Origin of the sequence: Mangrovitalea sediminis (assembly GCF_002514725.1) — a bacterium.
Taxonomy (GTDB): Bacteria; Pseudomonadota; Gammaproteobacteria; order Pseudomonadales; family Oleiphilaceae; genus Mangrovitalea; species Mangrovitalea sediminis.
This window is the reverse complement of sequence record NZ_NTLB01000001.1, coordinates 732,310-756,451: the sequence shown is the minus strand read 5'-3', so window position 1 is coordinate 756,451 and position 24,142 is coordinate 732,310. Positions and strand designations below refer to the sequence as shown.

Annotated in this window: 20 protein-coding genes and 1 riboswitch; of the genes, 9 read left to right on the top strand and 11 right to left on the bottom strand. The window is 60.3% G+C overall.

The annotated features are described in order from the left end of the window. Nucleotides 1-58: 58 nt before the first annotated feature. The 3 genes from CLR77_RS03595 to CLR77_RS03585 form a co-directional block, all read right to left on the bottom strand. Complete coding sequence (locus tag CLR77_RS03595; RefSeq protein WP_097459200.1) at nucleotides 59-667, bottom strand: chorismate--pyruvate lyase family protein; 609 nt, start codon at nucleotides 665-667, stop codon at nucleotides 59-61. Further along, a complete protein-coding gene (locus CLR77_RS03590) occupies nucleotides 664-2,634 on the bottom strand; it encodes a cation:proton antiporter domain-containing protein (RefSeq protein ID WP_097459199.1) in 1,971 nt (656 codons plus the stop codon). The genes CLR77_RS03595 and CLR77_RS03590 overlap by 4 nt, the downstream gene beginning before the upstream one ends. Nucleotides 2,635-2,702: 68 nt before the next feature. Beyond that, entirely contained in the window at nucleotides 2,703-3,260 is a 558-nt protein-coding gene (locus CLR77_RS03585) for a hypoxanthine-guanine phosphoribosyltransferase (RefSeq protein ID WP_097459198.1), read from the bottom strand. 281 nt (nucleotides 3,261-3,541) lie between these two features. Between CLR77_RS03585 and rd the strand changes: the two genes are divergently transcribed. The 3 genes from rd (at nucleotide 3,542) to CLR77_RS03570 (ending at nucleotide 5,381) form a co-directional block, all read left to right on the top strand. Next, complete coding sequence (gene rd / locus CLR77_RS03580) at nucleotides 3,542-3,709, top strand: rubredoxin (protein ID WP_097459197.1); 168 nt, start codon at nucleotides 3,542-3,544, stop codon at nucleotides 3,707-3,709. Between the two features lie 38 nt (nucleotides 3,710-3,747). Further along, a complete protein-coding gene (locus tag CLR77_RS03575; protein WP_097459196.1) occupies nucleotides 3,748-4,902 on the top strand; it encodes an NAD(P)/FAD-dependent oxidoreductase in 1,155 nt (384 codons plus the stop codon). A gap of 119 nt (nucleotides 4,903-5,021) precedes the next feature. Continuing rightward, entirely contained in the window at nucleotides 5,022-5,381 is a 360-nt protein-coding gene (locus tag CLR77_RS03570) for a TraR/DksA family transcriptional regulator (protein WP_097459195.1), read from the top strand. On the opposite strand, the gene CLR77_RS03565 is transcribed toward CLR77_RS03570, so the two are convergent. Further along, nucleotides 5,378-5,797, bottom strand: a complete 420-nt coding sequence (locus tag CLR77_RS03565; protein ID WP_143269359.1) for a hypothetical protein — start codon at nucleotides 5,795-5,797, stop codon at nucleotides 5,378-5,380. The two genes, CLR77_RS03570 and CLR77_RS03565, sit on opposite strands and share 4 nt — an antisense overlap. A gap of 307 nt (nucleotides 5,798-6,104) precedes the next feature. Here CLR77_RS03565 and CLR77_RS03560 point away from each other — a divergent pair, with 307 nt between their 5' ends. Next, nucleotides 6,105-7,001, top strand: coding sequence for an acyl-CoA thioesterase (locus CLR77_RS03560; RefSeq protein ID WP_097459193.1), 897 nt, complete (start codon nucleotides 6,105-6,107; stop codon nucleotides 6,999-7,001). On the opposite strand, the gene CLR77_RS03555 is transcribed toward CLR77_RS03560, so the two are convergent. Next, nucleotides 6,990-9,560, bottom strand: a complete 2,571-nt coding sequence (locus CLR77_RS03555; RefSeq protein WP_227519784.1) for an EAL domain-containing protein — start codon at nucleotides 9,558-9,560, stop codon at nucleotides 6,990-6,992. The genes CLR77_RS03560 and CLR77_RS03555 overlap by 12 nt on opposite strands. A gap of 262 nt (nucleotides 9,561-9,822) precedes the next feature. Then, nucleotides 9,823-10,272, bottom strand: a complete 450-nt coding sequence (locus CLR77_RS03550) for a flavodoxin domain-containing protein (protein WP_097459192.1) — start codon at nucleotides 10,270-10,272, stop codon at nucleotides 9,823-9,825. 170 nt (nucleotides 10,273-10,442) lie between these two features. Here CLR77_RS03550 and CLR77_RS03545 point away from each other — a divergent pair, with 170 nt between their 5' ends. Then, nucleotides 10,443-10,922, top strand: coding sequence for an EVE domain-containing protein (locus CLR77_RS03545; protein WP_097459191.1), 480 nt, complete (start codon nucleotides 10,443-10,445; stop codon nucleotides 10,920-10,922). Here CLR77_RS03545 and CLR77_RS03540 read toward each other — a convergent pair. Beyond that, nucleotides 10,882-12,009: a GGDEF domain-containing protein gene (locus CLR77_RS03540; RefSeq protein WP_097459190.1), complete on the bottom strand. Its 1,128-nt coding sequence runs from the start codon at nucleotides 12,007-12,009 to the stop codon at nucleotides 10,882-10,884. The genes CLR77_RS03545 and CLR77_RS03540 overlap by 41 nt on opposite strands. Before the next feature lie 371 nt (nucleotides 12,010-12,380). On the opposite strand from CLR77_RS03540, the gene CLR77_RS03535 reads away from it, so the two are divergent. Continuing rightward, a complete protein-coding gene (locus CLR77_RS03535) occupies nucleotides 12,381-14,909 on the top strand; it encodes a penicillin acylase family protein (RefSeq protein WP_097459189.1) in 2,529 nt (842 codons plus the stop codon). 4 nt (nucleotides 14,910-14,913) lie between these two features. Here the strand turns inward: CLR77_RS03535 and CLR77_RS03530 are convergent, their stop codons facing one another. Further along, nucleotides 14,914-15,264 (bottom strand): hypothetical protein, encoded by a 351-nt coding sequence (locus CLR77_RS03530; protein WP_097459188.1) that lies wholly within the window; start codon nucleotides 15,262-15,264, stop codon nucleotides 14,914-14,916. A 65-nt stretch (nucleotides 15,265-15,329) separates the two neighbouring features. Next, nucleotides 15,330-15,444, bottom strand: a riboswitch (SAM-I-IV-variant riboswitch). Nucleotides 15,445-15,570: 126 nt separating this feature from the next. On the opposite strand from CLR77_RS03530, the gene CLR77_RS03525 reads away from it, so the two are divergent. From CLR77_RS03525 to CLR77_RS03515, 3 genes are read left to right on the top strand one after another with little or no spacing between them, the layout of a single operon-like run. Beyond that, complete coding sequence (locus tag CLR77_RS03525; RefSeq protein ID WP_097459187.1) at nucleotides 15,571-16,281, top strand: ABC transporter ATP-binding protein; 711 nt, start codon at nucleotides 15,571-15,573, stop codon at nucleotides 16,279-16,281. Nucleotides 16,282-16,284: 3 nt separating this feature from the next. Further along, on the top strand, nucleotides 16,285-18,648 hold the full coding sequence (locus CLR77_RS03520; RefSeq protein ID WP_097459186.1) for an ABC transporter permease: 2,364 nt from the start codon (nucleotides 16,285-16,287) through the stop codon (nucleotides 18,646-18,648). A gap of 13 nt (nucleotides 18,649-18,661) precedes the next feature. Then, nucleotides 18,662-19,855 carry an efflux RND transporter periplasmic adaptor subunit gene (locus tag CLR77_RS03515; RefSeq protein ID WP_097459185.1) on the top strand — a complete coding sequence of 398 codons (1,194 nt, stop codon included), beginning with the start codon at nucleotides 18,662-18,664 and terminating at the stop codon, nucleotides 19,853-19,855. 56 nt (nucleotides 19,856-19,911) lie between these two features. Here the strand turns inward: CLR77_RS03515 and CLR77_RS19980 are convergent, their stop codons facing one another. From CLR77_RS19980 to CLR77_RS03505, 3 genes are all read right to left on the bottom strand, one after another. Next, nucleotides 19,912-20,436, bottom strand: coding sequence for a hypothetical protein (locus CLR77_RS19980; protein ID WP_143269358.1), 525 nt, complete (start codon nucleotides 20,434-20,436; stop codon nucleotides 19,912-19,914). A 227-nt stretch (nucleotides 20,437-20,663) separates the two neighbouring features. Beyond that, entirely contained in the window at nucleotides 20,664-21,140 is a 477-nt protein-coding gene (mrtJ, locus tag CLR77_RS03510; protein ID WP_097459184.1) for a JDVT-CTERM system glutamic-type intramembrane protease MrtJ, read from the bottom strand. Nucleotides 21,141-21,237: 97 nt separating this feature from the next. Continuing rightward, a complete protein-coding gene (locus tag CLR77_RS03505) occupies nucleotides 21,238-23,790 on the bottom strand; it encodes a DUF11 domain-containing protein (protein ID WP_097459183.1) in 2,553 nt (850 codons plus the stop codon). Nucleotides 23,791-24,142: the final 352 nt, after the last annotated feature.

Below are 24,142 nucleotides of genomic sequence, written 5' to 3'. Positions count from 1 at the left end.
CCGATAAACGGTAGTGGGCCGATTATAGCCCTGGCGTTCCGGGGATTCGAACCTTCACCTATTGGCCCTGTCCCGGATTTCCGGGGCGGGTTTGCCAGAGGACGGCACTGAATTGTTCGGTGATCAGGACCTGCCGATCCTGGTTGCTGAAGCAGGACCTGCGGGTAAAGGGGCCTGATTGCCAGACGTCCGACGGAATGGCCACTTCCAGCGGGCCTCGCTGCCAGCCATGCTCCCGGAACAGGATCTCTCCGATCGGACGTGAGCCGAGGTGGCGCCAGCGACGATGCTTGCCCTGCAACGTGTGTAGGGGGAAAACGGTTCTCGCCTCCACCCAGACTTCACCGTCGCCGACCAGCTCAACTTCCCTTATCCACGCCAGTTCCCGTGTCGGAAGTTGCAGGAGCCGACACTCGTCGAGGGTCGGTTGTGCAAACTGTTCCCGGACGATCCGCACGTGGAAGTTGTGCTGGCTTCGATGCCGCAGGCGTCGTGTGAGGGAACCCCGCGATAGCAGGAGGTCACGCACCCGTGCCGGTACATGCATGGCGGAAATGCGGCGATGGGGGAGCCAGCGGCAGGTGGCGTGGTTGCGCATCAGGGCGACGGACTCGTTCTCGTCATATCGAAGAGGCGCCATCATAACGCCAGACGGCCATGGAATCATCCTGCGAGCAACCTGCGTTCAGCCTTTTCGACGGCGTCATGCGGCCCCTGCAGAACCACCGTGTCACCGGCGTTCAGTTGGGATTCTTCAGTTATAAGGGGCGCCAGGCTGCCGTCCTCCCGGCGGATAGCGTAGATCGGCGTGCCCAGGGTGAGATCCGCGACGGTCTTGCCGCAGGCCCAGGCTTCCGTAGGCAGTCGCACTGGATGCAGGAGTTCCAGGGGTCTGCCATGGGCATCGGTCAGGCGGGACTGCAAACCGTGATAATAACCGTGCAGGATGCTGTAGCGGTCGCGCCGGGTTTCGCTGATATCGCGGAACACCCGTTCGGCGGAAACCCCCATCAGCATCAACACATGGGAGACCAGGGTAAGACTGGCTTCCAGGGTTTCGGGGATGACTTCAGTCGCGCCCAGCTTCTGCAGCAGGGCCAGCTCCGAGTCGTCTCGGGTACGGACCAGTATGGGGGTTTTCAGGCCCTGTTCCCGGGTAAGCGTGATGATTCGCGCGGCCCTGTCGGTTTCGGCGTGACTGATGACCAGCAATTTGGCCCTTTGTAAGCCCAGGGCCCGCAAAATGCTGGCGCGGGTGCCGTCGCCGAAAAAGACGGGTTCGCCGGCGGCGCTGGCTTCCTGTACGCGCACAGGATCGACGTCGACGGCCAGGAAGGGGATTCCTTCGCGGCGCAGGAAGCGGGCGACGGTCTGGCCGACACGACCGAAACCGCAGATCACCACATGGTCGCGCAGGTTTTCGCTGGCCTGATGCAGGTCTCCGGTATCGCGCTCGGCTTTTAACGTGTCGTGATCGCTCAGGCGGCGCAGTAGCCAGGGTGTGACGAAACCGATCAGGACCGGAGTCATGGCGATGGAGATGACGACGGTGGTGACTAACACCGCCTGCCAGGATGGCGATAGCAGGTTGCGCTGTCCCGCCAGGGCAAAGAGGGCAAAGGCAAATTCGCCTCCCTGAGCCAGGTAGAGTCCGGCGCGCAGGGCAGCAGGGCGCTCCAGCCCCTGCCAGCGTGCCAGCAGCACGATAGCGCAGGCTTTGCCCAGCACCAGCAGGCTGGAAAAGATCAGCACCCAGTGCCAGGTGGTTGCCAGGGTGCGCACATCGATCAACATGCCGACACTGACGAAGAAGAGTCCCAGCAGCAGGTCGCGGAAGGGGCGGATGTCGGCCTCGACCTGATGCCGGTAGTGGGTTTCGCTCAGCATCATGCCGGCGATAAAGGCACCGAGGGCCATGGAGAGGCCAAACGTATGGGTCAGCGCGGCGGCAAGAAGGGAAGTCAGCAACACGGTCATGACGAACAGTTCTTCGGAGCGTGCTTTCGCCACTTCGTCGAAGAGGCGCGGCAATACCCATTTGCCCAGGCTCAACAGTACGGCAAACAGGATCGCCCCTTTGATCAGGGTAATGCCGATGACCGGGAGCAGCGCGTCGTGATGAAGCGTATCCGACAGTGCGGGGACCAGTATCAGGAGGATGACTGCCGCCAGGTCCTGGAACAGCAGGATGCCGATGGCCGTCTGTCCATGGGCTTGGTTCAGCTCATGGCGTGTTGTCAGCTCCTTGCTGACCACGGCCGTGGAAGACAGGGCCAGTGCCCCGCCGATAACGGTGGCCTGCTCGGCGGTAGCGCCGGCCAGCCAGGCTGCCGCGAAAATCAGGGCGCCGCAGATCAGGACCTGAAGCCCGCCCACGACAAAGACCGTATGACGAAGCGCCAGCATTCTGGGCAGGGAAAACTCCAGGCCCAGCGAAAACAGCAGGAAGACCACGCCGAACTCGGCGAGGATCTGAATAGTGCTGAGTTGGTCAGGTGCCGGGTGTACCAGCAGGCCTACACAGAGGTAGGCCAGGGTGGGGGGCACGTTGATGCGACGGAACAGCGCAGAGATCAGGACGGCAGCGGCCAGGAGGATCAGTAACAGGTCCAGTCCGTTGCCGTGTATGGGCATAGCGAATCCGCGCTCCTTGTGGTGGTTTCACATCTGCCCAAAAGGGCGTTCAGCGCTCCATCGTCGTGCTACAGGCCTTTTACCGCATAGATCCCGGGTGCATTGCGCCAGTAGCCCTTGTAGTCCATACCGAAGCCAAAGAGGAAGCGGTCTTCCACTTCCAGCCCGGTGAAGTCGCCCTTCAGGTCCGGACGTGCCTTGCGGTCGTGTTGTTTGTCGACCAGCACCGCGGAGAGCACTTCGCTGGCGCCCTGGGCGCGGCAGAAGTCCATGATAGCCGCCAGGGTGGTGCCTTCGTCCAGGATGTCATCGACAATCAGCACGGTACGATCCCGCATGCTGCTGGCAGGCTTGACCTGCCACTCCAGGATACCGCCGGTGGTTTCCTGGCGATAGCGTGTGGCGTGCAGGTATTCGGCCTGGAGGGGAAACTTCAGCTTTGGTAAAAGCTGCCCGGTCAGAATCAGGCCGCCATTCATGACGCAGAAAAGCAGCGGGTTGGATGCAGCCAGGCGTGCTGTGATGGCCTCCGCCATGGACTCGATTGCGCTCTGGACCTCGGTTTCGGTGCAGAGACAATCTGCTTCGTCGAAAACCCGCTGCATTTCGTCGATGGTTTCAGTCATGAAATGATTCCTGTCAGGTGGCGCGTCGTGATTAAAGGCGGAGATTATACCCCAAGGAATGACGGAATAGGCGGCTCAGGCGATGGTCGAAATGACTCAATTTCGTCCCATTGCCGTCACCAATGGCATTGGTTCGCGCCCCTGCAACTCGTATGATGTGCCCCTGGGAAATTTGGTCACCGATTGGCATGGGATCACTGTGTGGATTTTTGGGTGGCAGTAGGATTGTTTGACAATTTTGTCTGAGATGGCTGACACTATGCCCAAGGAGGCATGATTCAATGAAAAAATGGCAGTGCGTGGTTTGTGGTTGGATCTACGACGAAGAGAAAGGCTGGCCGGAAGACGGTATCGCACCGGGAACGGCCTGGGACGATGTACCTGACGACTGGGTATGCCCTGATTGTGGTGTCGGCAAGGAAGATTTCGAGATGATCGAGATCGGTTGATCCCGCGCCAGAGAGTGACTCCCAGCGAGGAATGCAGAATGAGAGAAAGGGCTCCCGTAGTCATTATCGGCACCGGCCTGTCCGGCTATTCCCTGGCGCGCGAATTTCGCAAGTTGGACAAGGAAACGCCGTTATTGATGATCACCGCCGATGACGGGCACAGCTACTCCAAGCCGATGCTGTCCACCGGCTTCACCAAGGGCAAGTTGGCGGATGAACTGGTGCAAAGCGATGCCGGGGCCATGGCGGAGCAGTTGGGTATCCAGGTGCGCACCTATACCACGGTGACCGCGCTGGATACCGATCGGCACGAAATCGCCATTGGTGACGAGCGGTTGCGCTACAGCAAGCTGGTATTGGCCTGGGGGGCGGATGTCATTCGTCTCAACCTGGAGGGTGAAGGCCTCGAGCATGTTTACTCGATCAACGACCTGATGGATTACCGTGCCTTCCGCCAGGCGCTGGAAGGACGTCGTCGCGTGGCGATTATGGGTGCGGGTCTGATCGGTTGTGAGTTTGCCAACGATCTGGTTAATGGCGGCTACGAAGTCGATATGATTGCGCCCTGTACCACGGCGCTGCCCGGATTGCTGCCCGACGCGGCCGGCGATGCGATTGTGCAGGGGCTGCGGGATATCGGTGTGCGCTTCCACTTCGAGACTGCGGTGAGCCGTGTCGACCGGGAAGGGGATGGGGTTCGCCTGGTGCTGGACAATGGCGAAACCGTTGACGCCGATCTCGTCATATCTGCCGTCGGCCTGCGACCGCGGACCGAGCTGGCGAAAGCGGCCGGCCTGACGGTGCAGAAGGGGATCGTGGTCAACCGCGCGCTGGAAACCAGTGCTCCCGATGTCTACGCCTTGGGTGACTGTGCCGAAGTGGACGGCTATGTGCTGCTTTACGTCCTGCCGTTGATGGCCAGTTCCCGGGCGCTGGCAAAGACACTTGCGGGCACCCGGACGGAAGTGTCCTACGGCACCATGCCGGTCGTGATCAAGACGCCCTGCTGCCCCACGGCGGTTTGTCCGCCGCCGCTATCAGCGCAGGGACAATGGGAGATCGAGGGCGAAGGACTGGATATCCGGGCTCTGTTCCGGGACTCGTCCTCCCAAGTGATCGGATTTGCGCTGACCGGCAAATATGCCCTGGAAAAACAGCAGCTTTCCAAGGAAGTGCCCCCCCTGCACTCCTGATCCAGTCATGCCTCCCCTGCCCGCCGGTTCTGCCGGCGGGCTGTCCCCGGTCAAGATATACCGAAGGTTTTCGCGGTAAACTGCTTTTATTCACGCTTCGTTAAAGGCAGGTTCGGTATATGAAAGACAATGCCAAGCAGGATTATTCAGAAATCGAACGCCAGTTGCTGCAGCGCCGTGCCGAATTGGAACAGCGGGTTGATGCGATCAAGGAGAATATCGGTACGCCGCTCGATCATGATTTCGCAGAACAGGCCGTAGAGCGCGAGAATGGAGAAGTGCTGGACGCGCTGGGTAAGGGCGCGGAGATGGAAATCTCTCGCATCAACCGTGCGCTGATCCGCATGGAAGAGGGGCTTTACGGGGAATGTGAGGACTGCGGTGAACGCATCCCGCTGGAACGTCTCAAGGCACGCCCCTTCTCGACACGCTGTGTGCGTTGCGCGAATCTGCACGAAGAGGATGAAAAGCGGCGCTAGAAGCGGTATTGCACGCCGACATCCACCGTCAGGGGCAGATCCTGCAGGCTTTCCGGCAAATCGTTGGCGAGGGGTAATGGGTTGCGTCGTGCGTTATAGGTGTCGTTCTGGGCATTGGCGACCCGCTCGGCTTGTGTGCGGCCCTGCCAGTCTTTTGGCCGGGAGGCGGAGAGGTGTGACAGCCAATGCCAACCGCCAGCCTGTTCCCGCGATGTTGTCGGTTTGGTCTGGCGTATCAGTACCGGAGGCTCATTCTCGGAAGTGACGGCCGGTGCCTGGGTGCTGCGGGGAGCGTCCAGTACCGGATTATAATTCAGGTCCAGAGCATGGCATGGGCCGACCACGAAAAGCAGTGCGACGCCCAGCATCCTGAAAAGCCTGTATCCTGACGGGTGTCCAGCCAATCGGTATTGCATAAGGATAATTCTGATACAACCTGTGTGATGCGAGAGTCGGGTGAACCGAGCGGCTTCATTAAACCATTCATAATACAATTGTATACTGAAGTCTTTTTACCCGTCTTCTTAAAGGGGGTTAGCATTTTCCGCTAGCTTTTAAGCCCACCTGATCGAAAAGGCCAAGCTCGATCCGTGCATTGTGCCATTGCGTCACGCGGTAGTGTCGGGTAGAACTCCATCTCCACAGGTAATGAATCGCGTCGGGTATCTCGTGCCACTGACTACGTCGTAGGGTACGCGCCGCGCAATGATAATGGGAGCGGGTATGCAGGAAGTCGTGCGAGAACTGGTAGATCTGCTGGACCTGGTGCCGACCGGTGACGATAGATTTCGAGGGGACAGTCAGGATCTGGGCTTTCCGAATGTTTTTGGCGGCCAGGTGCTGGGGCAGGCGCTGATGGCGGCCAGTCGCACCGTCGAAGGTCGTCTGCCACATTCGTTACATGCCTATTTCCTGCGTGGCGGGAATCCGTTGGCGCCTATCGACTATGAAGTGCAGCGGGTACGTGATGGCGGGTCTTTTACAGTCCGGCGCATTATCGCCTGGCAGGACGACCGGGAGATCCTTTCGGCGTCGGCGTCTTTCCAGGTAGAGGAGGAGGGTTATACCCATCAGCTCGACATGCCGGCGGCGCCTGAGCCCGAGTCGCTGGTGTCCGAGCTGACCCTGCGTCGCCAGTTACAGGAATACATGCCCGATAATCGACGCGAGCAGCTGACGCGCGAGCGGGCTATCGATATTCGACCGGTGGCGCCGGTTAACCCCCTCAAGCCGGTGGCGACGGAACCGCACAAGCAGAGCTGGTTTCGCGCCATCGATCAGTTGCCGGACGACCAGGTGCTGCATCGCTGTCTCCTGGCGTATGCGTCGGATTTCGGTCTCCTGGGTACGTCCCTGGGACCTCACGGGATTACCTTTATGCACCCTGGCCTGCAAATCGCCAGCCTGGACCATGCCATCTGGTTCCACCGCCCGGTCCATATCGACGATTGGTTGCTGTATGACACCGACAGCCCCAGCGCGTCAGGCGGTCGGGGCTTCAATCGCGGGAATATTTTCGATCGTTCGGGCTCGATGGTCGCGTCGGTCTGTCAGGAAGCCTTGATCCGTCGTCGGCAGAAAAACAGTAAGGGTCGCATTCGCCCGGAGTCAGGCGCGTAAAGAGGCTTGTGTCTGCTGGTGACGATCCAGCCAGACCTTTAACTCATCCAGGGGCAGGGGCGGGGTCAACACGTACCCCTGCACCATATCGCATCCCATGCTATCCAGCAGGTTGATGATTTCCTGCTCTTCCACACCCTCCGCCACAACGGAATAGCCCAGGCTGTGGCACATATTGATGGTGGTCTGCACAATGACCCGGTCGTCTTGCTGATGCAGCAGGTCGGCGATGAGGGAACGGTCGATCTTGATTTCCCGTGCCGGCAGCCGCTTGATATAGGACAGTGAGGAGTAGCCCGAGCCAAAGTCGTCGATGGATACCGGGATCCCCGCCATGTCGAGCGAGCGTAGTGCCCGCAGCGAGTTGCCGGGGTCCTGCATCATCGATGTTTCGGTCACTTCGAGCACCACCTTACCGGCATGTTGACGGTGGCTGGTCATCAGGCGCTTTACGAATAGGGGGAACTCGGTTTCGCGCAGGTTGTGTGGCGATATGTTGACGGAAACGGAGAGATCGTAGCCGTTTTCCAGCAGGTGATCGCGGGCTTCCAGTGCGTGCTCCATCACCCAGCGGGTCAGTGGTTTGATCAGTCCGGTCTGCTCGGCAACTCGAATCAACTCCTCCGGTTGAATGCGGTCCTGGCAGGCCGGCCAGCGGATCAGCGCCTCGACCCCGATAATGCTGTAATCCTTGAGAGACATCTTGGGTTGGTAATGAAGCGCCAGCTCCTTGCGGGCCAGGGCGCGTTTCAGGTCCGACACCAGCGTAAGCCTGTCCGCACTGTAGATATCCAGCTCCGGCTGGTAATAAGCCAGACCGCGATCGCGGGCTTCCTCGCTTTCCTGCGCGATATAGGCTTCCCGGATCAGCGTGTTGGAGTCGACGCCGTGATCGGGATAGAGGGAGACGCCGGCGATGGGGTCGAGGGGGAGTTGCATGCCCATATAGTCGATGGGATCGCGCAGGGCTTCCAGGCAACGGGCAATGCGGCGCGGTTGAGTCCGCGCCTCGTCGGCATCGAGTACGAAGGCAAAGGTGTCGACTTCCAGCGAGGCGACGGCAAAATGGTGCTGTTCGTCCTCTTCCACCAATCGAATGCCGGGTAGCTCAGCCGCCAATTGGTTGAAGCGCTGGGCCGCTGCCTGCATGACCTTGTCGGTATTGGTGTGTCCAAGGGTCTTGTGAATGGCATGGTAATTTTTGAGCTGGAGGACACCAACGGCATGGCGGCCTGTCGACTCGCGTTGAATCAGGTCCCGCAGGAGGATCTCGAAACAGGCCCGGTTGGGCATGCCCGTGGTGGGGTGGTGCAATGCCTGGTCCATCAGCCGCAGTTCAGCCTGACGGCGTTCCGCGTGCTCGCGCAGACGGGCATCCTGGGCACGGACCTTGTCTTCGCGTTCCCGGTAGAGGCGTTCCGCCAGCGCCAGGGTCAGCATCAATGCCTCTATGGCAGACCCCAATTCGATGCTGAATTCGGTGATGAAATTGGTTGGGAAGAACCCGTACTTGTTGAGCGCGGTGACCACACTGCCAAGCGTCAGTACCGCCCAGGCAAGTGAATACAGGCGAGCGGCCCGGCTGCCGCGTATCCATTGTACGGGGCCCGTCACCGCCAGGAGCAGGCAGGTGGGAATCGCCAGTCCTACCGACAGACGGACCGACTCGTTGTAGTCCAGCAAAAAGGTTCCCAGCAGCGCAATGGAGCAGGCATAGATGGACACCTTAACGGCGCGATCGAGCCAGGGATTTTCCCGTTTCAGGTCGAGGAATGAGCGGGCGAAGAGCGCCGAGCCGAGCGCGGCAAGGGGTATCGATACCAGCATGCTCTGGTTCTGCAGCCAGGGTGTATTGGGCCAGAGCAGGGGAAAGGTGGTGCCGCGCAAGGTCGCCATCAGCAGCAGGTAGCCAAAAGTCGCGACGACGTAATAGAAGTAGGTCGCCTCGCGCAGCGCCAGGAAGACGAAGAGATTGAAGACGATGATCACGATAAGAATGCCGTAATACACCGAGTGCAGCTCATCCAGGATCATCAGGTGCTCGAACAGCGGGACCGGTTTCCAGATGCGGATGGGAACCTGCAGCGTACCTTGCGTTTGCACGCGCATCAGGACTTCATAGTGAGCACCCGGCTCCAGCTTCACGGGGAACAGGAAGTGGGGGTGGTCGATGGGTCGATCATGGAAAGGCAGGTGATCGCCGGTGGTTACGCTGTCGACGGGTTTGCCGTCACGCAGCAGGTGAAATTGGATGCTGTCCAGCTGAGGGTAGGCCACCTCGATGATTCTGGGTGTATTGATCTCTTGAACTGCCGGTAGGGAAAATCGGAACCAGTAGGCGTCGGTGGTATAGCCAAAATTGGGGATGTTGTGGGTGAGCGGCTGCCAGTTTTTGGCCGCTTCGACTTCCTTGAGCTTAAGCGCAGGCCCTCCGCCCCTGATCTGCAGATATTGTATTTTCGGGAACTGCCAGCCTTGCTGAGTCAAGGGGGCTGCAGTGGCCGATTGGGTAATGATTAAGGCACCCAGCAGGGTGCACAACAACATCAGGTGGCGCACGGCGTTCAGCTATTATTATAGGGGTGTCCATGGGCATTCTGCCCTGCAACGCTTGGGGCCTCTCGCGTGCCAGCTTCCTTTCCGATCCTGGTGCAGTCGGGGCTGCACGACTTTCCCATCATATTCCGCCATCGTAGCAGTCGTATCGGGCAAGTTCGCAAATTCGGATATCGACCGTTACACCAAATACGCTGGTTATTTCACTGTAGTTCAGTATTGCACGGTCGGCGAGTCCGGCCGGCAACTGTCCGCGGCTGTTTTATCAGTCGAGCCGGGAGGCAAGTTCTCGGATCCAGGTCACGGCCGGTTCTTCAGGATCGACCGTCTCCAGGACGTCGATCAGCAGCATTTCAGCCAGAGGGCGGCAGGCCAGCTCCAGAAACAGCTCATAGAGCTTCTCGCCGGCGCCACCGTAGGTGTCGCCATAGGAGCTGTCGCCTTGGGCGATGACGGCGAAGGGGCGTCCGTTTTGCAGGGGAAGGGTGTCTCTCAGCGTGAGATAGAAGGGCAGAATGTTCTCTGGCAGGTCGCCCTGCCCGGTACTGGACGTGCAGACGAGCAGCACGCTGCCATCATCGCCCAGGTCCTCCGGCTTCGGATGCTCGAAGACCTGTACCTCGTGGCCCTCCGCCTTGAGGGCGGCTTCCACGGCGCGTGCCGTATACAGGGTGGCGCCATAGACGGAGCCGACGAAAATGCGGAATCGGGCCATAGGGTGAGTCAGCGCCTCTTTCGGAGGGTGGCAGTGCGTGATGGGCGCATCTTAGTCAGATTTTGCGCGCTACTCAAATTCACCGCTTGAGTGACTGGACTTGAGGCGAGAGCTTGTAGAGGATGCAGCGGAAGACTTTCTGCTCTGCACCGGACCCAAGGAGCTCCGACATGGCGTATTGGTTAATGAAAAGCGAACCGGATGCCTTCAGCATCGACGACCTGGCTGGCAGCCCCGATGCGACGGCCCCTTGGGACGGTGTACGGAACTATCAGGCGCGGAACATGCTGCGTGACCAGATGCAGGTTGGTGATCAGGTGCTGTTTTACCATTCCAGCTGTGCTGTGCCCGGTGTCGCCGGGCTGGCGGAGATAGTGCGCTCGGGCTATCCCGATCCGACAGCCTGGCTGCCGGATTCGCCCTATTACGACCCCAAATCCTCCCAGGACAAACCGCGCTGGTATTGCGTCGATGTGCGTTTTATCGGGCGTTTCGAGAAGGTGGTGCCGCTGTCGATATTGCGCGGGCAACCTGAGTTGTCCGATATGCCCTTATTGCGGCCGGGAAATCGTTTGTCGGTGATGCCGGTGGAACCTCATCACTGGATGATTATTCTTCACCTTGCCGGGTGGACGGCTCCGTCGCATTGACGGAATCGGTAAGTTGCTGACGCACGCGAGGCACGATCTGGTTACGCCCTTTCATCTTGGCCTCGTAGAGATTGACGTCTGCCTGCTTGAGTAGTTTTTCCACCGAATTTGCCTGGGTGATAGAGCAGACGCCCGCGCTAAGCGTGAGGGGAATGGTCTGGTCCTTGAAGGTGAAGTTGTGCTGCTCCACCTGATACCGGAGGCGCTCTGCCAGTGCCAGCGCCTGCAGCAGTGACGTGTCCGGCAGGAGTACCAGAAATTCCTCCCCGCCCCAGCGCGAAGCAACGTCGCTCTTGCGGCAAACCGATTGCACCAGGTGGGCGAATTCGGTGAGGACAAAGTCGCCGGCGTCGTGGCCGTACACATCGTTGATCCGCTTGAAGTGGTCCAGATCCATCAACACCGCCGAAAAATGGTGCCCGCTGCGCTCGTAGCGTGAGAATTCCTTGGTCAGGTGCTGCAGCATGTCGCGTCGGTTCGACATGGCGGTCAGTTCGTCCGTGCGGGCGGCGCGCTCGTAAAGCGCGGCAAGCTCGACCAGCTCGTTACGGGCGCTGCGCCGACTGTAGTCCAGGACATAGCAGAAGATCGTTTCGAATAGCAGCGTGGCGAAGAAGCGCATCTCGAAGTCCCACGAGTAATGTGCCTCGACGAAGGGTAGCGAGGGGAAACGGAACACGATCAGTGCAAACAGGAGACAGCCGCCTGTCATCATCAACCCGATACGCAGACCAGTGAGATAGAAGACCAGCGGCGGGAACACATAGAACCAAAGCGGACCTGTGTTGCTTTCCCCGCCCGAAGCGATTAGATAGGCAAAGAGGATGGCAACGATCGTCAACAGACCCCATTTCTGACGGAACCGGTTGCCGGTGCGCCGATAATAGGCGAGATTGCCCAATACCAGGGTGGCGAAAAGGAACAGGGATTGTCCGTACACCTCATGGCCGGCGTGCCAGGACTCCAAGCCAATGGCAACCAGGAAGACAACCGCGGTCAGTGATAGCCAGCTCAGGATTTGGGCGGTGCGGCGCTCCTCATCTTCCAGCAGATTCTGGAAGCGGGGACTGTTTTTCCGGTCGGTCATAGTCGGGCTGTCATCTCTCGCCGAGGCGACGGTGGTCCTGCGGGGACACACGGCTCTGGATTGTTGTTATTAGTGGGAACGAAGCGGTGAATCCGCATTGGGGACCCAGACAAGCGCTGTTCCAATGGCCGCATAGTATAACCCGAGAATTCTGCGCTGGATAATTTCTATGCAGCTCATTGAAACGTTTGGGAATCCCGCCGGATTGTGCTTTCCGGGAGACCTCCTGTTCGGGCGCAATGGGGAGAAACCATGGAGATTGCGGCCGCTTCCCTAGAAATATCCACGGCGTTCAGGGACACTTTGACGGCCTTTCGAGCGCATGCGATGGGCAGGCCTGAAGAACAATAACCTTAGAAGGATTCGATGGCATGAGGGTGGGAGAGCGGACGGCTTGGCCGTTGGGGATCCTGTTATTGGTGCTGGTGGGGCTCGCCGTGATCTACCGGTTCCCGCGGGTGCTCTGGTACCCGATGTTTGCTGATACGCTGACACCGGAAGATGGCCATTTGCAGGTGCCGGGTCTCGGGAAGCCCGTGACGGTTCGCCGTGACAAGCTGGGTATACCGGTGATTGAAGCCGCTTCGACGTCAGACCTGGCGTTTGCCACCGGGTGGGTGATGGCCCAGGACCGTATTGCCCAGATGACAAGCTTCTCGCTGATTGCTCAGGGGCGTTTGGCGGAGATGGCTGGACCGGTGGCGTTGCCGATGGATGAGTATATGCGGGCGCTCGATCTCGATGGCGCCGCCCGCAAGCTGCTGGCATCAGAGCCTCCAGCGATGCGGCAGCTTTTGCAACGGTTTAGCGATGGGGTAAACGCCTGGGTCCATATGCACCGGGACCGCCTGCCGATGGGGTTGGCCCTGGCCGGGTACCGGCCCGAGCCCTGGACGCCGCTGGACTCCCTGCGGGTTTATACAGTCCTCACAGAAGGCTTGAGCGTTAATGTGCAGGAGGAGTTGGCGTTTCTGGCCGCCGCCAAGCGCGTCGGGGTGCACAAGGCGGCCTGGTTGTTCCCGATCTACCCCGATGAACCACTGCCTTTTGCCGAAGCCGATAAATTGAAAGGCGTCGACCTGAGTCAGGTGCCGACCTCGCCGGTACTGGATGCGGTGGCGGCAACGACGCGCGTCTGGTCCCAGGGGCTGGCTGCTTCTAACAACTGGGTCATTGCCGGTAGCCACACCGTCAGCGGCAGGCCCATCCTTGCCAACGATACCCATCTGATGCTGTCCCAGCCGCCACTTTGGATGCTGCTGGAAATGCGCTGTCCCCAATACAAGGTCGGCGGCATCGCCATCGCGGGGATACCCGGGATCGTTGCCGGTAGCAACGGCAAGGTGGCTTGGGGCATGACGATGGTGATGGCGGACACCCAGGACCTGTTCCTGGAAAAGACCCGTCGGCGGGAGGGGAAGCTGGAATATCTGTATCAGGGGCAGTGGCTGCCGGCGACGGCACGTCAGGAAACTTTCCATGTGAAGGATGGTGCAACGCTGACCAAGACGCTGTGGAGCACCCGGCATGGTCCCCTGCTGAATGGGTTGGTCGGCGACAGCGCCGTCAACCGCCTGCAACCCATCGCGGCACCGTCGTCCTATGGGCTGGCGCTGAAGGACGCGCTGCAGGTGCCGGACCAGACCCTCGACGCCATCTTCAGGTTGGGGCAGGCACAGAACTTCGACGAGGCGCAGGCCCAGATCCGGCGCATTCGCTCCATCCCCCTCAATATGGTCTTTGCGGACGCGCAGCATATCGGCTGGCAGGTGACCGGACGTTATCCGGTTCGCAAGCACGGTACCGGACAGCTGCCGTCACCGGGATGGACCGGCGAGTACGACTGGACCGGGTTTGCGCCGGATGCTCTTCGCCCGCACGAGGAAGACCCGGCGACCGGTTTCATTGCCACGGCCAACCATCGCACGGTAAAGGGCGGCCCGATTCACCTCAGCAGCTCCTGGTATTACCCCGAGCGCTTCGAGCGCATCCAGCAGGTTCTCAGCGAACCTCATCTGCACGATGCCGATGAGACCCTGAAGCTCCAGTTCGATCGCCACGATCTGCTGGTCCCCACGGTTGATCGCATGTTGTCCCAGCCGGCCATGGCCAAGGCGCTCGACGCCGCTATCGCCAGACTGCCTGAAGCCCAGGCCGCCAGTGCCCGGCGCACACTGAAGGTCCTGCTGGGCTTTGATGGCGATATGCTGCCCGAATCCACGGCGGCGTCCCGTTTCGGGGTCTTCGAATATCTTTTTGTGCGGGGTCTGTTCCTCGATGAGCTGGGCCCGGACACCAGCCCGGCATGGCGGGCATTGATGGAAGTGAGCGGTATCACCTATTCGGCCGAGGAAGATCATCTGCGCGGCCGGGACGACAGTCCCTTCTGGGACGATGTCCGGACACCGCAGAAAGAGACCAAGGCGGATATCCTGGCCCGGGCGCTAGCGGGCACTGAACCTTATCTGGCGAAGCATCTGGGCCGCAGTCCGGCGGAGTGGGCCTGGGGGCGCTTTCATACCTACACCTGGGAGTCGGGAACGACCCAGTTCGCCGCGCACATGCCGCCGTTCGAGGCGGCGCTGGCTCGCTGGGTGGGGCGTTTTCAGGACCGCGGGCCCTATCCGGCGGGGGGCGATCGCAATACCGTGAATGTTGCGGGCTATACCACCGGTGAAAACTTCCACGTCTGGGATATCCCGGCGATGCGCCTGATGGTGGACTTCGGTGCCAAGGAGCCCCTGCATGTCATTAATAGTGGCGGCCAGTCGGGTAATCCGCTGAGCCCTCATTATGACGACGGCATCCCGGTCTGGTTGCACGAGGGTACCCGCCCGATGCCGCTGAAAACGGCGGATATCGATAAGCAGTATACCCACGTGATGACGCTGAGCCCCTGAGGTGTCAGGCGGCCGTTGCCCGCTGCTCGTCGGTTGCCCGGCCGAGCGGTCGGGTCCGGGTTTGGTCCGCATCGAGTCCGGGGAGCGGCCAGTAGGGCAAATGGCTCTGGATAAAAACATGCAGGGACGCAGAATCACGGAATTGCATGCGGGTATAGCGGGCGGCCCCCGAGGCGTCACGGTATTCGATATACAGGAACAGCAGCGATCCTTTACCGCGAATGCGGCCCTCGCAGCTCCAGTAATAGAGTGGACAGTCGGCCTCGCAATGCTGTATCCGGCCCTGTACCGAGCGGGCGGGTGGCTCCGACTGGCGACGTGCCGAGGCGGCAAAAATCCAGGCTTCTTCGAACATGGGTATCCTCCAGTATAAATTGCTTGGAGGACTGACAGAGTAGCGTCAATGACGCCAAAGGCGGGATCTTCCTGTGGGATTGCCGATCCGGCCACATCCCCCGGCAGGTTCATCCGGGGCACCACCTTACCCGGGAGCGGCAGGTTGGTGAGGAGGTCAGTCCTTCTCTTGATGCAGCCGCTAGCATAACGCCACGAGCCTGATCGGGCAATGGTCCGGGGTGTTCTCCGCGCCACTTTGACTTGAGGCAGTGTCTGGCGCCAGGTGCCATGCCAGAATGAGACGGAATCCGCAAAGGGCTTAACGATGGGGCAGGGCTGGGTATTTCGGACAAGAGACCTGACCAAGGTTTACGACTTGGGCGAGGTCAAGGTCGAGGCGTTGAGGGGGGTGGACCTGGACCTGTACGAAGGTGAACTGCTGGTCATGCTGGGGGCTTCCGGATCTGGCAAGTCGACGCTGCTCAATATCCTGGGAGGACTGGATACCGCCACCGGCGGGCAGGTGTTCTATCGGGATATGGACCTGACTCGGGCGTCGGAGCGTGAGTTGACCCATTACCGCCGCTACCACGTGGGGTTTGTTTTTCAGTTCTACAATCTCATCCCCAGCCTGACGGCCCGGGAAAATGTGGCGGCGGTTACCGAGATCGCCGAACAACCCATGACCCCGGAAGAGGCGTTGGCGCTGGTCGGCCTTGAAGCGCGCCTGGACCATTTTCCGGCCCAGCTTTCCGGTGGTGAACAGCAACGGGTGGCGATCGCCAGGGCCATTGCCAAGCGCCCGCAGGTCCTGCTCTGCGACGAGCCGACCGGCGCCCTGGACTCGCAGACCGGTGTGCTTGTGCTTTCCGCCCTGGAGCGCGTCAATCGTGAAACGGGGACGACGACCGCAATCATTACTCACAACGCGGTGATCGCCGAGATGGCGGATCGGGTCATCACCTTGTCCGATGGACGGGTCTCTGGAGAGCGACGGGTCGAAAGTCGCCGCTCCCCGGAAAGCCTGAGCTGGTAAGTCATGTCGGCACTCAACGCCAAGCTGCGACGGGAACTCTGGCATCTGCGGGGACAGGTGCTGGCGATTGCACTGGTGATTGGGGGTGGGGTGGCCGTCTGTCTCATGTCGCTGGTCAACTACTTCTCCATGCAGGCGACCCGTGCCGATTACTACGCGCGAAACCAGTTTGCCGATGTCTTCGTGAATCTGAAACGAGCCCCGCTGCAACTGGTACCGCGGCTGCGGGCCGTGCCGGGGGTGTTGCGTCTCGAGCCGCGTATCGAAGCACATGCGAACCTGGTGCTGCAGGGTTTTGACGAGCCGATTTCCGCGCGTTTTCTGTCGCTGCCGGCCAGCGGTCAGCCGGCGGTGAACCGGCTCTATCTGCAACGGGGGCGTTTGCCGGATGCCCGGCGTAGTAACGAGGTGGCGGTGATCGGCAGCTTTGCCGAGGCCCATCACCTGAAACTCGATGATCATTTCGATGCCATTATCAACGGTCGCCGACAGACCCTGCGGATTGTGGGGATCGTGGAATCGCCGGAGTTCATCTATGTGATTCCGCCCGGCGCCATGCTGCCCGACTATCAACGCTACGGCATTTTCTGGATGCCGGAAAAAGCACTGGCAGCGGCAATGGACATGGACGGCGCCTTCAACAGTTTGGTGCTGCGAACGACATCCGGAGCCTCGATCAAGACGTTGATATCGCGTCTGGATGTCCTGCTGGAGCCCTATGGCGGGAGCGGCGCCTACAGTCGCGACGATCAGTTTTCCCACCGTTTCCTGAGCGACGAGTTAAGTCAGCTCAAGATCATGGCGACCCTGTTTCCGCTGATCTTCATGAGTGTGGCCATGTTCCTGCTGAACGTGGTGGTCGGACGCCTGATCAGTACCCAGCGGGATATCATCGCCGTGTTGAAAGCGTTCGGCTATTCCAACCGGGCTATCGGCTGGCACTACACCAAGCTGGTGATGGTGATCGCGGGTGCGGGTCTATTGCTGGGTACGGTAACCGGGCTTTGGCTGGGCCGGGCACTGGGGGTGATGTACCGCCGCTTCTACAGGTTTCCCGATCTGCTGTTCAGCCTGCACCCGGGCTGGCTGCTGCTGATTGCTGTGACGGTCCTGGTGTTTGCCTGGCTGGGCGCGTTCGGTGCCATCCGGCGGGCCACCCGTCTGGCACCGGCTGAAGCCATGCGCCCGGAGGGGCCGGTCCGCTTTCATCAGACCCTGCTGGATCGTCTGGGGGGCGGCCGCTGGTTCTCCGCACCGAGCAAGATGATTCTGCGCCAACTGGACCGCCGGCCCGGGCGCACCCTGTTTTCGGTGCTTGGCATGGCCCTGGCGACAGGCATCATCGTGGTCGGCAATTTCCAGTTCGACTCGGTGATGTTCATCGTGCATACCCAGTTCGCCAAGGTGCAGCAGCAGGACCTGGGGGTTAGTTTCAGTGAGCCGATCAAGGCCTCTACGCTGGACGACCTGGTGCGGGAGCCCGGCATCCGGTATGCGGAGGGGCGCCGTACGGTGCCCGTCGAACTGCACCATGCCCAGTCCCACTGGCGTACGGCGATTACCGGCATCCCGGTCGGTGCCCGTTTGCAGTCTGTGATCGACGAGCGTTTGCAGCCTGTCGCGTTGCCACCGGGCGGGCTGCTGCTGACCGACTATCTGGCGCGCAAACTTCATGTGGGTGTTGGGGATCGGCTTTCCATCCGTATTCTCGACGGAACGGGAAAGGTTGTTGAGGCGAGGGTTGCCGGCGTAACCCGGGAATTTCTTGGCGTGCAGGCCTATATGCGCCTGCATGCGCTGAACCGGCTGCTCGGTGATGGGCCGCTGATCAATCAGGCCTTACTCAATATCGATCCCGCCCAGGCCGAAGTGGTGTACCGTTCGCTTCGGGATCGCCCCAAGGTCCTGGCGCTCAACCTGCGACAGGCCATGCTCGACAGTTTCTTCCAGACCCTGGCCAAGACGTTTCTCACTTTCACCTTTTTCAACAGTCTTCTTGGGGGTGTGATTGCCTTTGGGGTGATCTATAACACGGTGCGGATCTCGTTGGCGGAGCGTGGCCGCGAGCTGGCCAGTTTGAGGGTGTTGGGATATACCCATCGGGAAGTGGCGCATATCCTGTTGGGCGAGGTTGCTGTGTTGATGTTGCTGGGGATTCCCTGTGGCTGGCTGGTGGGGTGGGCGCTGGCTTCCGGATTGGTGGTGGGACTGAGCACGGAGCTGTATCGCATCCCGCTGGTGCTGACGGTGCATACCTATGCCCTGTCGGCGTCGGTGGTGATGGGCTCGGCATTATTGTCTGGATGGGTGGTCTGGCGACGTTTGCGGCGCCTGGATCTGGTGGCCGTTTTGAAAACGCGTGAATGAGGGAGGCTGCAGCATGCGATGGGGACGATGGCTGTTCTGGGGCGGGATGGGGCTATTGGTTGTGGTGGCCGTCTTTTTCACCCTCCGGCCGCAGCCGGTCTGGGTCGAGGTGGCGACCGTGGCGACCGGTCCGCTCAAGGTCACCATCCGGGAAGAAGGTAAGACCCGGGTCAAGGATCGGTATGTGATTTCAGCGCCGGTGGCGGGTTACCTTCGGCGGATCAATCTTAATGTGGGTGACCCGGTAAAGGCAGGGGAGCGCCTTACCGACCTGGAGCCCTTGCGTTCACAGGTGCTCGATGCACGTTCAAGGGCCGAGTCGCGGGCGCGCATCGCCGCTGCAGAGGCAGCCCTGAAAGGTGCGGCCGAGCAGGTTACTGCCGCTCGTGCCAGCGCCGAGCAGGCGGCGGCAAACTATGCGCGCCTCGAAAAGCTCAGCCATACCCATTTCGTGTCGCAAGACCAGCTGCAGCAGGCTCGGGCAGAGGATCAACGGGCTGCCGCTGGATTGCGTTCCGCCCATTTCAATGCCGACGTGGCCCGTCACGAGGTGGATGCTGCACGTACCCAGCTTGCCTACTCTGCCGCCGACACGCCCCAGGCCGATCTCAACGAGTTGGTGCCGATTCAATCTCCCGTCAATGGTGTCGTCCTGAAGCTGGTTCGCGAGAGCGAAGGCGTTGTCAGCGCGGGGGAGTCATTGCTGGAAGTGGGCGACCCTGCGGCCTTGGAGGTTATCTCCGATGTGCTGAGCTTCGATGCGGTCAAGCTGCACCCCGGTATCCCTGTCGAGCTTGAAGGGTGGGGCGGCCGCACCCTGAAAGGCGTGGTCAGCCTCGTCGAGCCCCAGGGGTTCACCAAGGTCTCAGCGTTGGGTGTCGAGGAACAGCGGGTTCGCGTGGTGGTGGCTATTACCAGTCCTCGCGATGAATGGCGTAACCTTGGGGACGCTTATCGTATGGACACGGTATTTGTACTTTGGTCATCGGAAAAGGTGTTGCAGGTGCCCTTGTCGGCCACCTTCGAAACCTCAAAGGGTCGCGCGGTCTTCGTGATCGATCAGGGGCGCGCTGTAGAGCGCCAGGTTACCTTGGGGCACGATGACGGCTTTATGGCTGAAGTGCTATCAGGACTTAAGGCCGGTGAGCAAGTGGTTCGTCATCCCGATGGTGATCTGGCATCGGGAACGCGGGTGCAGTGGAAATAGCGGATCCGGAACCGCTTGGTGTTCACCAATGGGTTCCGAATCCATTGTCGAGAAGATTAGCTGCCGCCGCTGCCGGCGCCACCACCGCTGCCCGCGCCACCGCCGCCGGATCCAGCGCCGCCTGAGCCACCGCCCGCACCGCCACCTGAGCCACCGCCGGAACCGCCGCCCGAACCACCACCCGAGCCTCCATTGCCGCTGCCGGAACCGCTATTACCCGAATTGGCAGGGGCATTCATTTGGGTTCGGTCGCGATCCCTGTCCCTGTCCCTGTCCCTGTCCCTGTCCCTGTCCTGGGTTTTGTCTTGTTCGTAGGTTTGGTCGCGGTCTCTATCCCGATCCCGATCCCGATCTTGATCCTTGTCCATATCCTGTGTCTGATCCATGTCCTTGGTCTGGTCCATGTCCTTGGTCTGGTCCATATCCCGGGTCTGATCGCGGTCCTGGGTCTGGTCGACGTCTTGGGTCTGGTCCCGGTCCTGGGTTTGTAACTGATCTGCCGCCAGTAGCGGTGTCGACACCGGTAATGCCAGAGTGCAGCCCAGCAGGGAAGCCAGGGCGAGATGTTTGAATGTGCGCATAACGATATCCTCAATGAGTCTCTGGAACGACGGGACCCAGGGTTCAGGACGGCTATGTCATGAATTCAACCCACGGGTTACAACGGCTTTCATCTCTACTCCATTGATCATATTTCTTTCGTCAATGTCTAAAGTTGTTTTGGGTCAATTTGTTCGGGGTCCGGGGGACGGTGGGATAAGCAGTTTCCGAAGGCGTGTCCGGTGAATACGTGCCGGCAGGTAGCTCGCTAGGTGAGAAGGGTTGGTACCGCCCAAAAATAAGCCAGGTTCCAAGTCGCATGCGTGAGGAAGGCTCCACCGATATGCTGGTGTCGCTCCCTTAGGTAACCGAATACCAAACCCGTTGGCATCATCGCGAGGGCCCAGGCAGGTGGATGGTGTATTGTGTGGCTCAGGGCGAACGCCAGCGCCTGTATCAGGTTGGCTGTGGTCAGCTTGTGCCAGCCTTTGTGCCGGGTCATGTCGCCGAGGGCATTTTGCAGGATTCCCCGGAAAACGATTTCCTCGGTGAGCGGTTGCCAGAGTGCCAGACCGACCAGCCAGGCTCCGGCTGCGGGCACGGCGGGGAAGAGGGCCGGATAGGCATTCCCTGCCGCTAATGCCAGCAGGGCGCCAGCGAGGAGCAATGCCCAAAGGTGCCCATCCCTCAAAAATCCCGCGGTAACACCCAGGCCGCAAGATCTTAATAAGCACAGTCCATTCATCAGGTTTTGGTTCCGCCATAGTCCGTCACTTCCGTGTTGGGATGGTTGTCTCCGGAGAGGTCAGCGAGCCCCGAAAGGGGCTCGCCTTTACCTCCCGTTATTTGGGGCGGTGCGGGGTGTTCCTGCGCAGAATCAGGCCTCCGATGCCGAGAAGGAGCAGTGCCGGCATCGTCGGATCGAAGGGCGACTTCGGATCGAAACTGCAACCGCCCCCCCCATTATCCCCTTCTGTCACACTTGCTGTGACGGTAGCGCTGTTGTTGGTGGCGTCAGGATCGGTCTCCGGTTCTGCCAGTGCCTGTGCCTGGAAGGTCAGTGTGGTCGCCCTGTTAACGGTCACGCTGACGTTGATGACAGCCGAAGCGCCGACGGCCAGCGTATTCAGATCGCAGACGTAGCCGTCATCGGCGATACGGCAGCTACCCTGAGAGCTGGATATCGACTTCAAGGTGACATCGCCCGACACGGTTCCGGCAAAACGCGGGGAGGTGGCCGCATTGGGACCTTTGTTGAGGATGGTGAACTGGCCGATGGCCTCATGGAAGACATAGAGCGGCGGATTGCTGATGGCGCCGCTCAGGGCCAGGTCCGAACTACCGATGACGCTGATGGTCGCACTGGCTGTGTTGTTGGTAAGGTTGGCGTCGGCAGGTGCGCTGGCGCTTACGTGCGCGGTCAAGGTGCGTGTGCCCACGGCCGTGGGTGTCAGGCTGAGCGAAACCTGCGCGGTTTGGCTGGCGGTCAGGGTGCCGATTGAGCAGGTCACGGTCTGGCTGCTGATCGAACAGGCGTTGGCCGTGGTACTGCTACCGACGGTGTAGGTGGCACTGTTGATCGTGACGTCTGCGGGCAGGGCATCGGTCGTCAAAGTGACGCCAGTGGCACTTTGTGTTGTGTCGCCGTTGAGCAGGGTGATCGTCACGGCGGTCGTTGCATTTTTTGCTACTTGGTCCGGTGCGACGAGATCCTTGATCTGCAGGTCGGCGGTAACGATATAGGTTTCATAGGCGCCGATATCGCAGTGGACAATACCGTCGAGGTTGCCGTCCGCAGGGCGCAGGGACTGGCGTTGGTCGTTATTCGGGCAGCCGCTGTCGTTGGCCGCATCGATAGCCGGGCTGGTGACGCTATCCCCGGCTTGGATCGAGGGTAGTGCCCGGGTATCGCTGAGTCCGCCATTGTTGGCGAGCGCCTTCAACTGGGGCGCCGTGTTCGGTAGATCGCCTGTGGCGTTCAGCGAGCAGGTGTTGGCGTCCTCCAGGTTATGGCCGAGGGAGGAAAATTGGTGGCTGGAGGTGCATTCGCCACCCGTACAGCCGCAGTTGGCGGTCGCGTCGGCGCTTTGGTTATTGGACAGTAGCGTGTTCTTGAGTTGGAAAGTGCCGCTGCCGAAGCTGTTCAGGCCAGCGCCGCCGTTGGCCGAATCGCTGCCGGACTTGTTATCGGTCACGGTGGAATTCAGTAGGTTCACGGTGCCGTTGGTGGTAATGCCGCCACCTACATCGCTCCCGGTATTGCCGTTGAAGGTCGAGTTGGTAATGTCGACTTGGACCAGGCTGCGGGCCGCGATGGCGCCGCCGCCGGTGGCCGTGTTGCCATTCATGGCTGTGCGGAGGATCGTCGAGGTGTGTGAGCCGGTGTCGAACAGGCCTCCGCCATTTTCCGCCGTGTTGGCGGTGGAACTGGTATTGGTGGTCAAGGTGCCGATGGAGGAGTCCGTCAGGGTCATGGCGCCGTCGTTGTAAATGGCACCGCCGTTGGCACCGGCGGTATTGCCCCACATGACCGAGCTTTCGATGGTGATCGGGGCAGTGTTATAAAGGCCGCCGCCATCGGAACCGGAGCTATTGTCCGCCAAAACCACATCGTTGAGCGTGGCGCTGTCGATGGTGTAGGCGCTTTCACCGCCCGAAGAACCACCGTTACCACCATTACCGCCCGAGCCGCCCGAGCCGCCGTGTGCCGTCGCGGTATAGAGCGATACGGCATCGCCCTTACCGAAGGTGATAGCTCCGCCGAAGCGCTTGAACTGCCAGATACTGCCGTCGCCATTGACCTGGAGGTTATAGGGGTTGGCTGGGTCTGTGGAGTTGGGAATGCCGACGCTGCCGTTCATGATGGTCAGGCCGGAAATATACACAGTGATGTTGCCGGTCAGTGCCTGAGCCTGGAAGACGCGGTCCCCCGTGGATGGGTCGCCGTCGGTCCGTGAGGCTGCCGACCACTCGATAATGGTCTTGCTGCTGCCGGCACCGACAATCCTGATGGAGTCGGTAATGTCGAGATCGCCTTTTGAAGCGTCAGGTGTGTCTATGGCTTCGAAAGGTGTCGTGGCCGAACCCGTCGTCTGCCAGGTTTCGTCCGTACCATTGATGGTCAGGATAATGGGGTTGTTCGGGTCGTTGATCTGCGACAGGTCGACGGTATCCTCGCCGGCGTGTGCATTGGCTTCCTGAATGGCTGCCCGCAGCGTGCAGCGTCCCTGGCTGTCGGCGCAGATACCGTCCCCGACGTTGGCGTCAGGTGCATCTGCAGTACTGTCGACCGTGATTCCGTTTGAAAAGTCCGAGTCCGACGCCCATGCCGGAGCGCTCAGACAGGCAGCGCCGATAGCTGCCACCAATACATGCGCCCTTGATATTAGTTTCATGGGTTCTCTCCCAGTAAGAGGTCACAGATTGAGGCTGCAGCGACCAGGCCGATGTGGGCCCGTACAGAAAGCTGTCACATCATGGTGACGAGTTGACGGCGATCTTGGGTTGATCTGTATCAACAACAAAATTGGATTTAGGGAACCTCCGGCGCCCTGTTTTTACAGCATCAGAAGCGGGTTTCTGGCAGGGCGGATGTCGTTTTGGACGGTGTCACGTTTAATGGCTTGAAGTGATTAAAAAATGATTGGTTTCGTCATTATTGATAGGCGTCAGAGGGCTGTGCTCGCGCAGTGAGGCACCAAAATGGGCCATGGCGTATTTTTCGGGCGTCCCGTCCGATGTCGACCG

What these genes read in the sequence shown, in the direction of transcription:
- CLR77_RS03570 (WP_097459195.1), top strand. Translation starts at nt 5,022, where the DNA reads ATGAAAGACAATGCCAAGCAGGATTATTCAGAAATCGAACGCCAGTTG.
- CLR77_RS03535 (WP_097459189.1), top strand. Translation starts at nt 12,381, where the DNA reads ATGAGGGTGGGAGAGCGGACGGCTTGGCCGTTGGGGATCCTGTTATTG.
- mrtJ (WP_097459184.1), bottom strand. Translation starts at nt 21,140, where the DNA reads ATGAATGGACTGTGCTTATTAAGATCTTGCGGCCTGGGTGTTACCGCG.
- CLR77_RS03565 (WP_143269359.1), bottom strand. Translation starts at nt 5,797, where the DNA reads ATGCAATACCGATTGGCTGGACACCCGTCAGGATACAGGCTTTTCAGG.
- CLR77_RS03530 (WP_097459188.1), bottom strand. Translation starts at nt 15,264, where the DNA reads ATGTTCGAAGAAGCCTGGATTTTTGCCGCCTCGGCACGTCGCCAGTCG.
- CLR77_RS03550 (WP_097459192.1), bottom strand. Translation starts at nt 10,272, where the DNA reads ATGGCCCGATTCCGCATTTTCGTCGGCTCCGTCTATGGCGCCACCCTG.
- CLR77_RS03560 (WP_097459193.1), top strand. Translation starts at nt 6,105, where the DNA reads ATGCAGGAAGTCGTGCGAGAACTGGTAGATCTGCTGGACCTGGTGCCG.
- CLR77_RS03540 (WP_097459190.1), bottom strand. Translation starts at nt 12,009, where the DNA reads ATGACCGACCGGAAAAACAGTCCCCGCTTCCAGAATCTGCTGGAAGAT.
- rd (WP_097459197.1), top strand. Translation starts at nt 3,542, where the DNA reads ATGAAAAAATGGCAGTGCGTGGTTTGTGGTTGGATCTACGACGAAGAG.
- CLR77_RS19980 (WP_143269358.1), bottom strand. Translation starts at nt 20,436, where the DNA reads ATGCGCACATTCAAACATCTCGCCCTGGCTTCCCTGCTGGGCTGCACT.
- CLR77_RS03520 (WP_097459186.1), top strand. Translation starts at nt 16,285, where the DNA reads ATGTCGGCACTCAACGCCAAGCTGCGACGGGAACTCTGGCATCTGCGG.
- CLR77_RS03505 (WP_097459183.1), bottom strand. Translation starts at nt 23,790, where the DNA reads ATGAAACTAATATCAAGGGCGCATGTATTGGTGGCAGCTATCGGCGCT.
- CLR77_RS03525 (WP_097459187.1), top strand. Translation starts at nt 15,571, where the DNA reads ATGGGGCAGGGCTGGGTATTTCGGACAAGAGACCTGACCAAGGTTTAC.
- CLR77_RS03585 (WP_097459198.1), bottom strand. Translation starts at nt 3,260, where the DNA reads ATGACTGAAACCATCGACGAAATGCAGCGGGTTTTCGACGAAGCAGAT.
- CLR77_RS03590 (WP_097459199.1), bottom strand. Translation starts at nt 2,634, where the DNA reads ATGCCCATACACGGCAACGGACTGGACCTGTTACTGATCCTCCTGGCC.
- CLR77_RS03595 (WP_097459200.1), bottom strand. Translation starts at nt 667, where the DNA reads ATGATTCCATGGCCGTCTGGCGTTATGATGGCGCCTCTTCGATATGAC.
- CLR77_RS03575 (WP_097459196.1), top strand. Translation starts at nt 3,748, where the DNA reads ATGAGAGAAAGGGCTCCCGTAGTCATTATCGGCACCGGCCTGTCCGGC.
- CLR77_RS03515 (WP_097459185.1), top strand. Translation starts at nt 18,662, where the DNA reads ATGCGATGGGGACGATGGCTGTTCTGGGGCGGGATGGGGCTATTGGTT.
- CLR77_RS03545 (WP_097459191.1), top strand. Translation starts at nt 10,443, where the DNA reads ATGGCGTATTGGTTAATGAAAAGCGAACCGGATGCCTTCAGCATCGAC.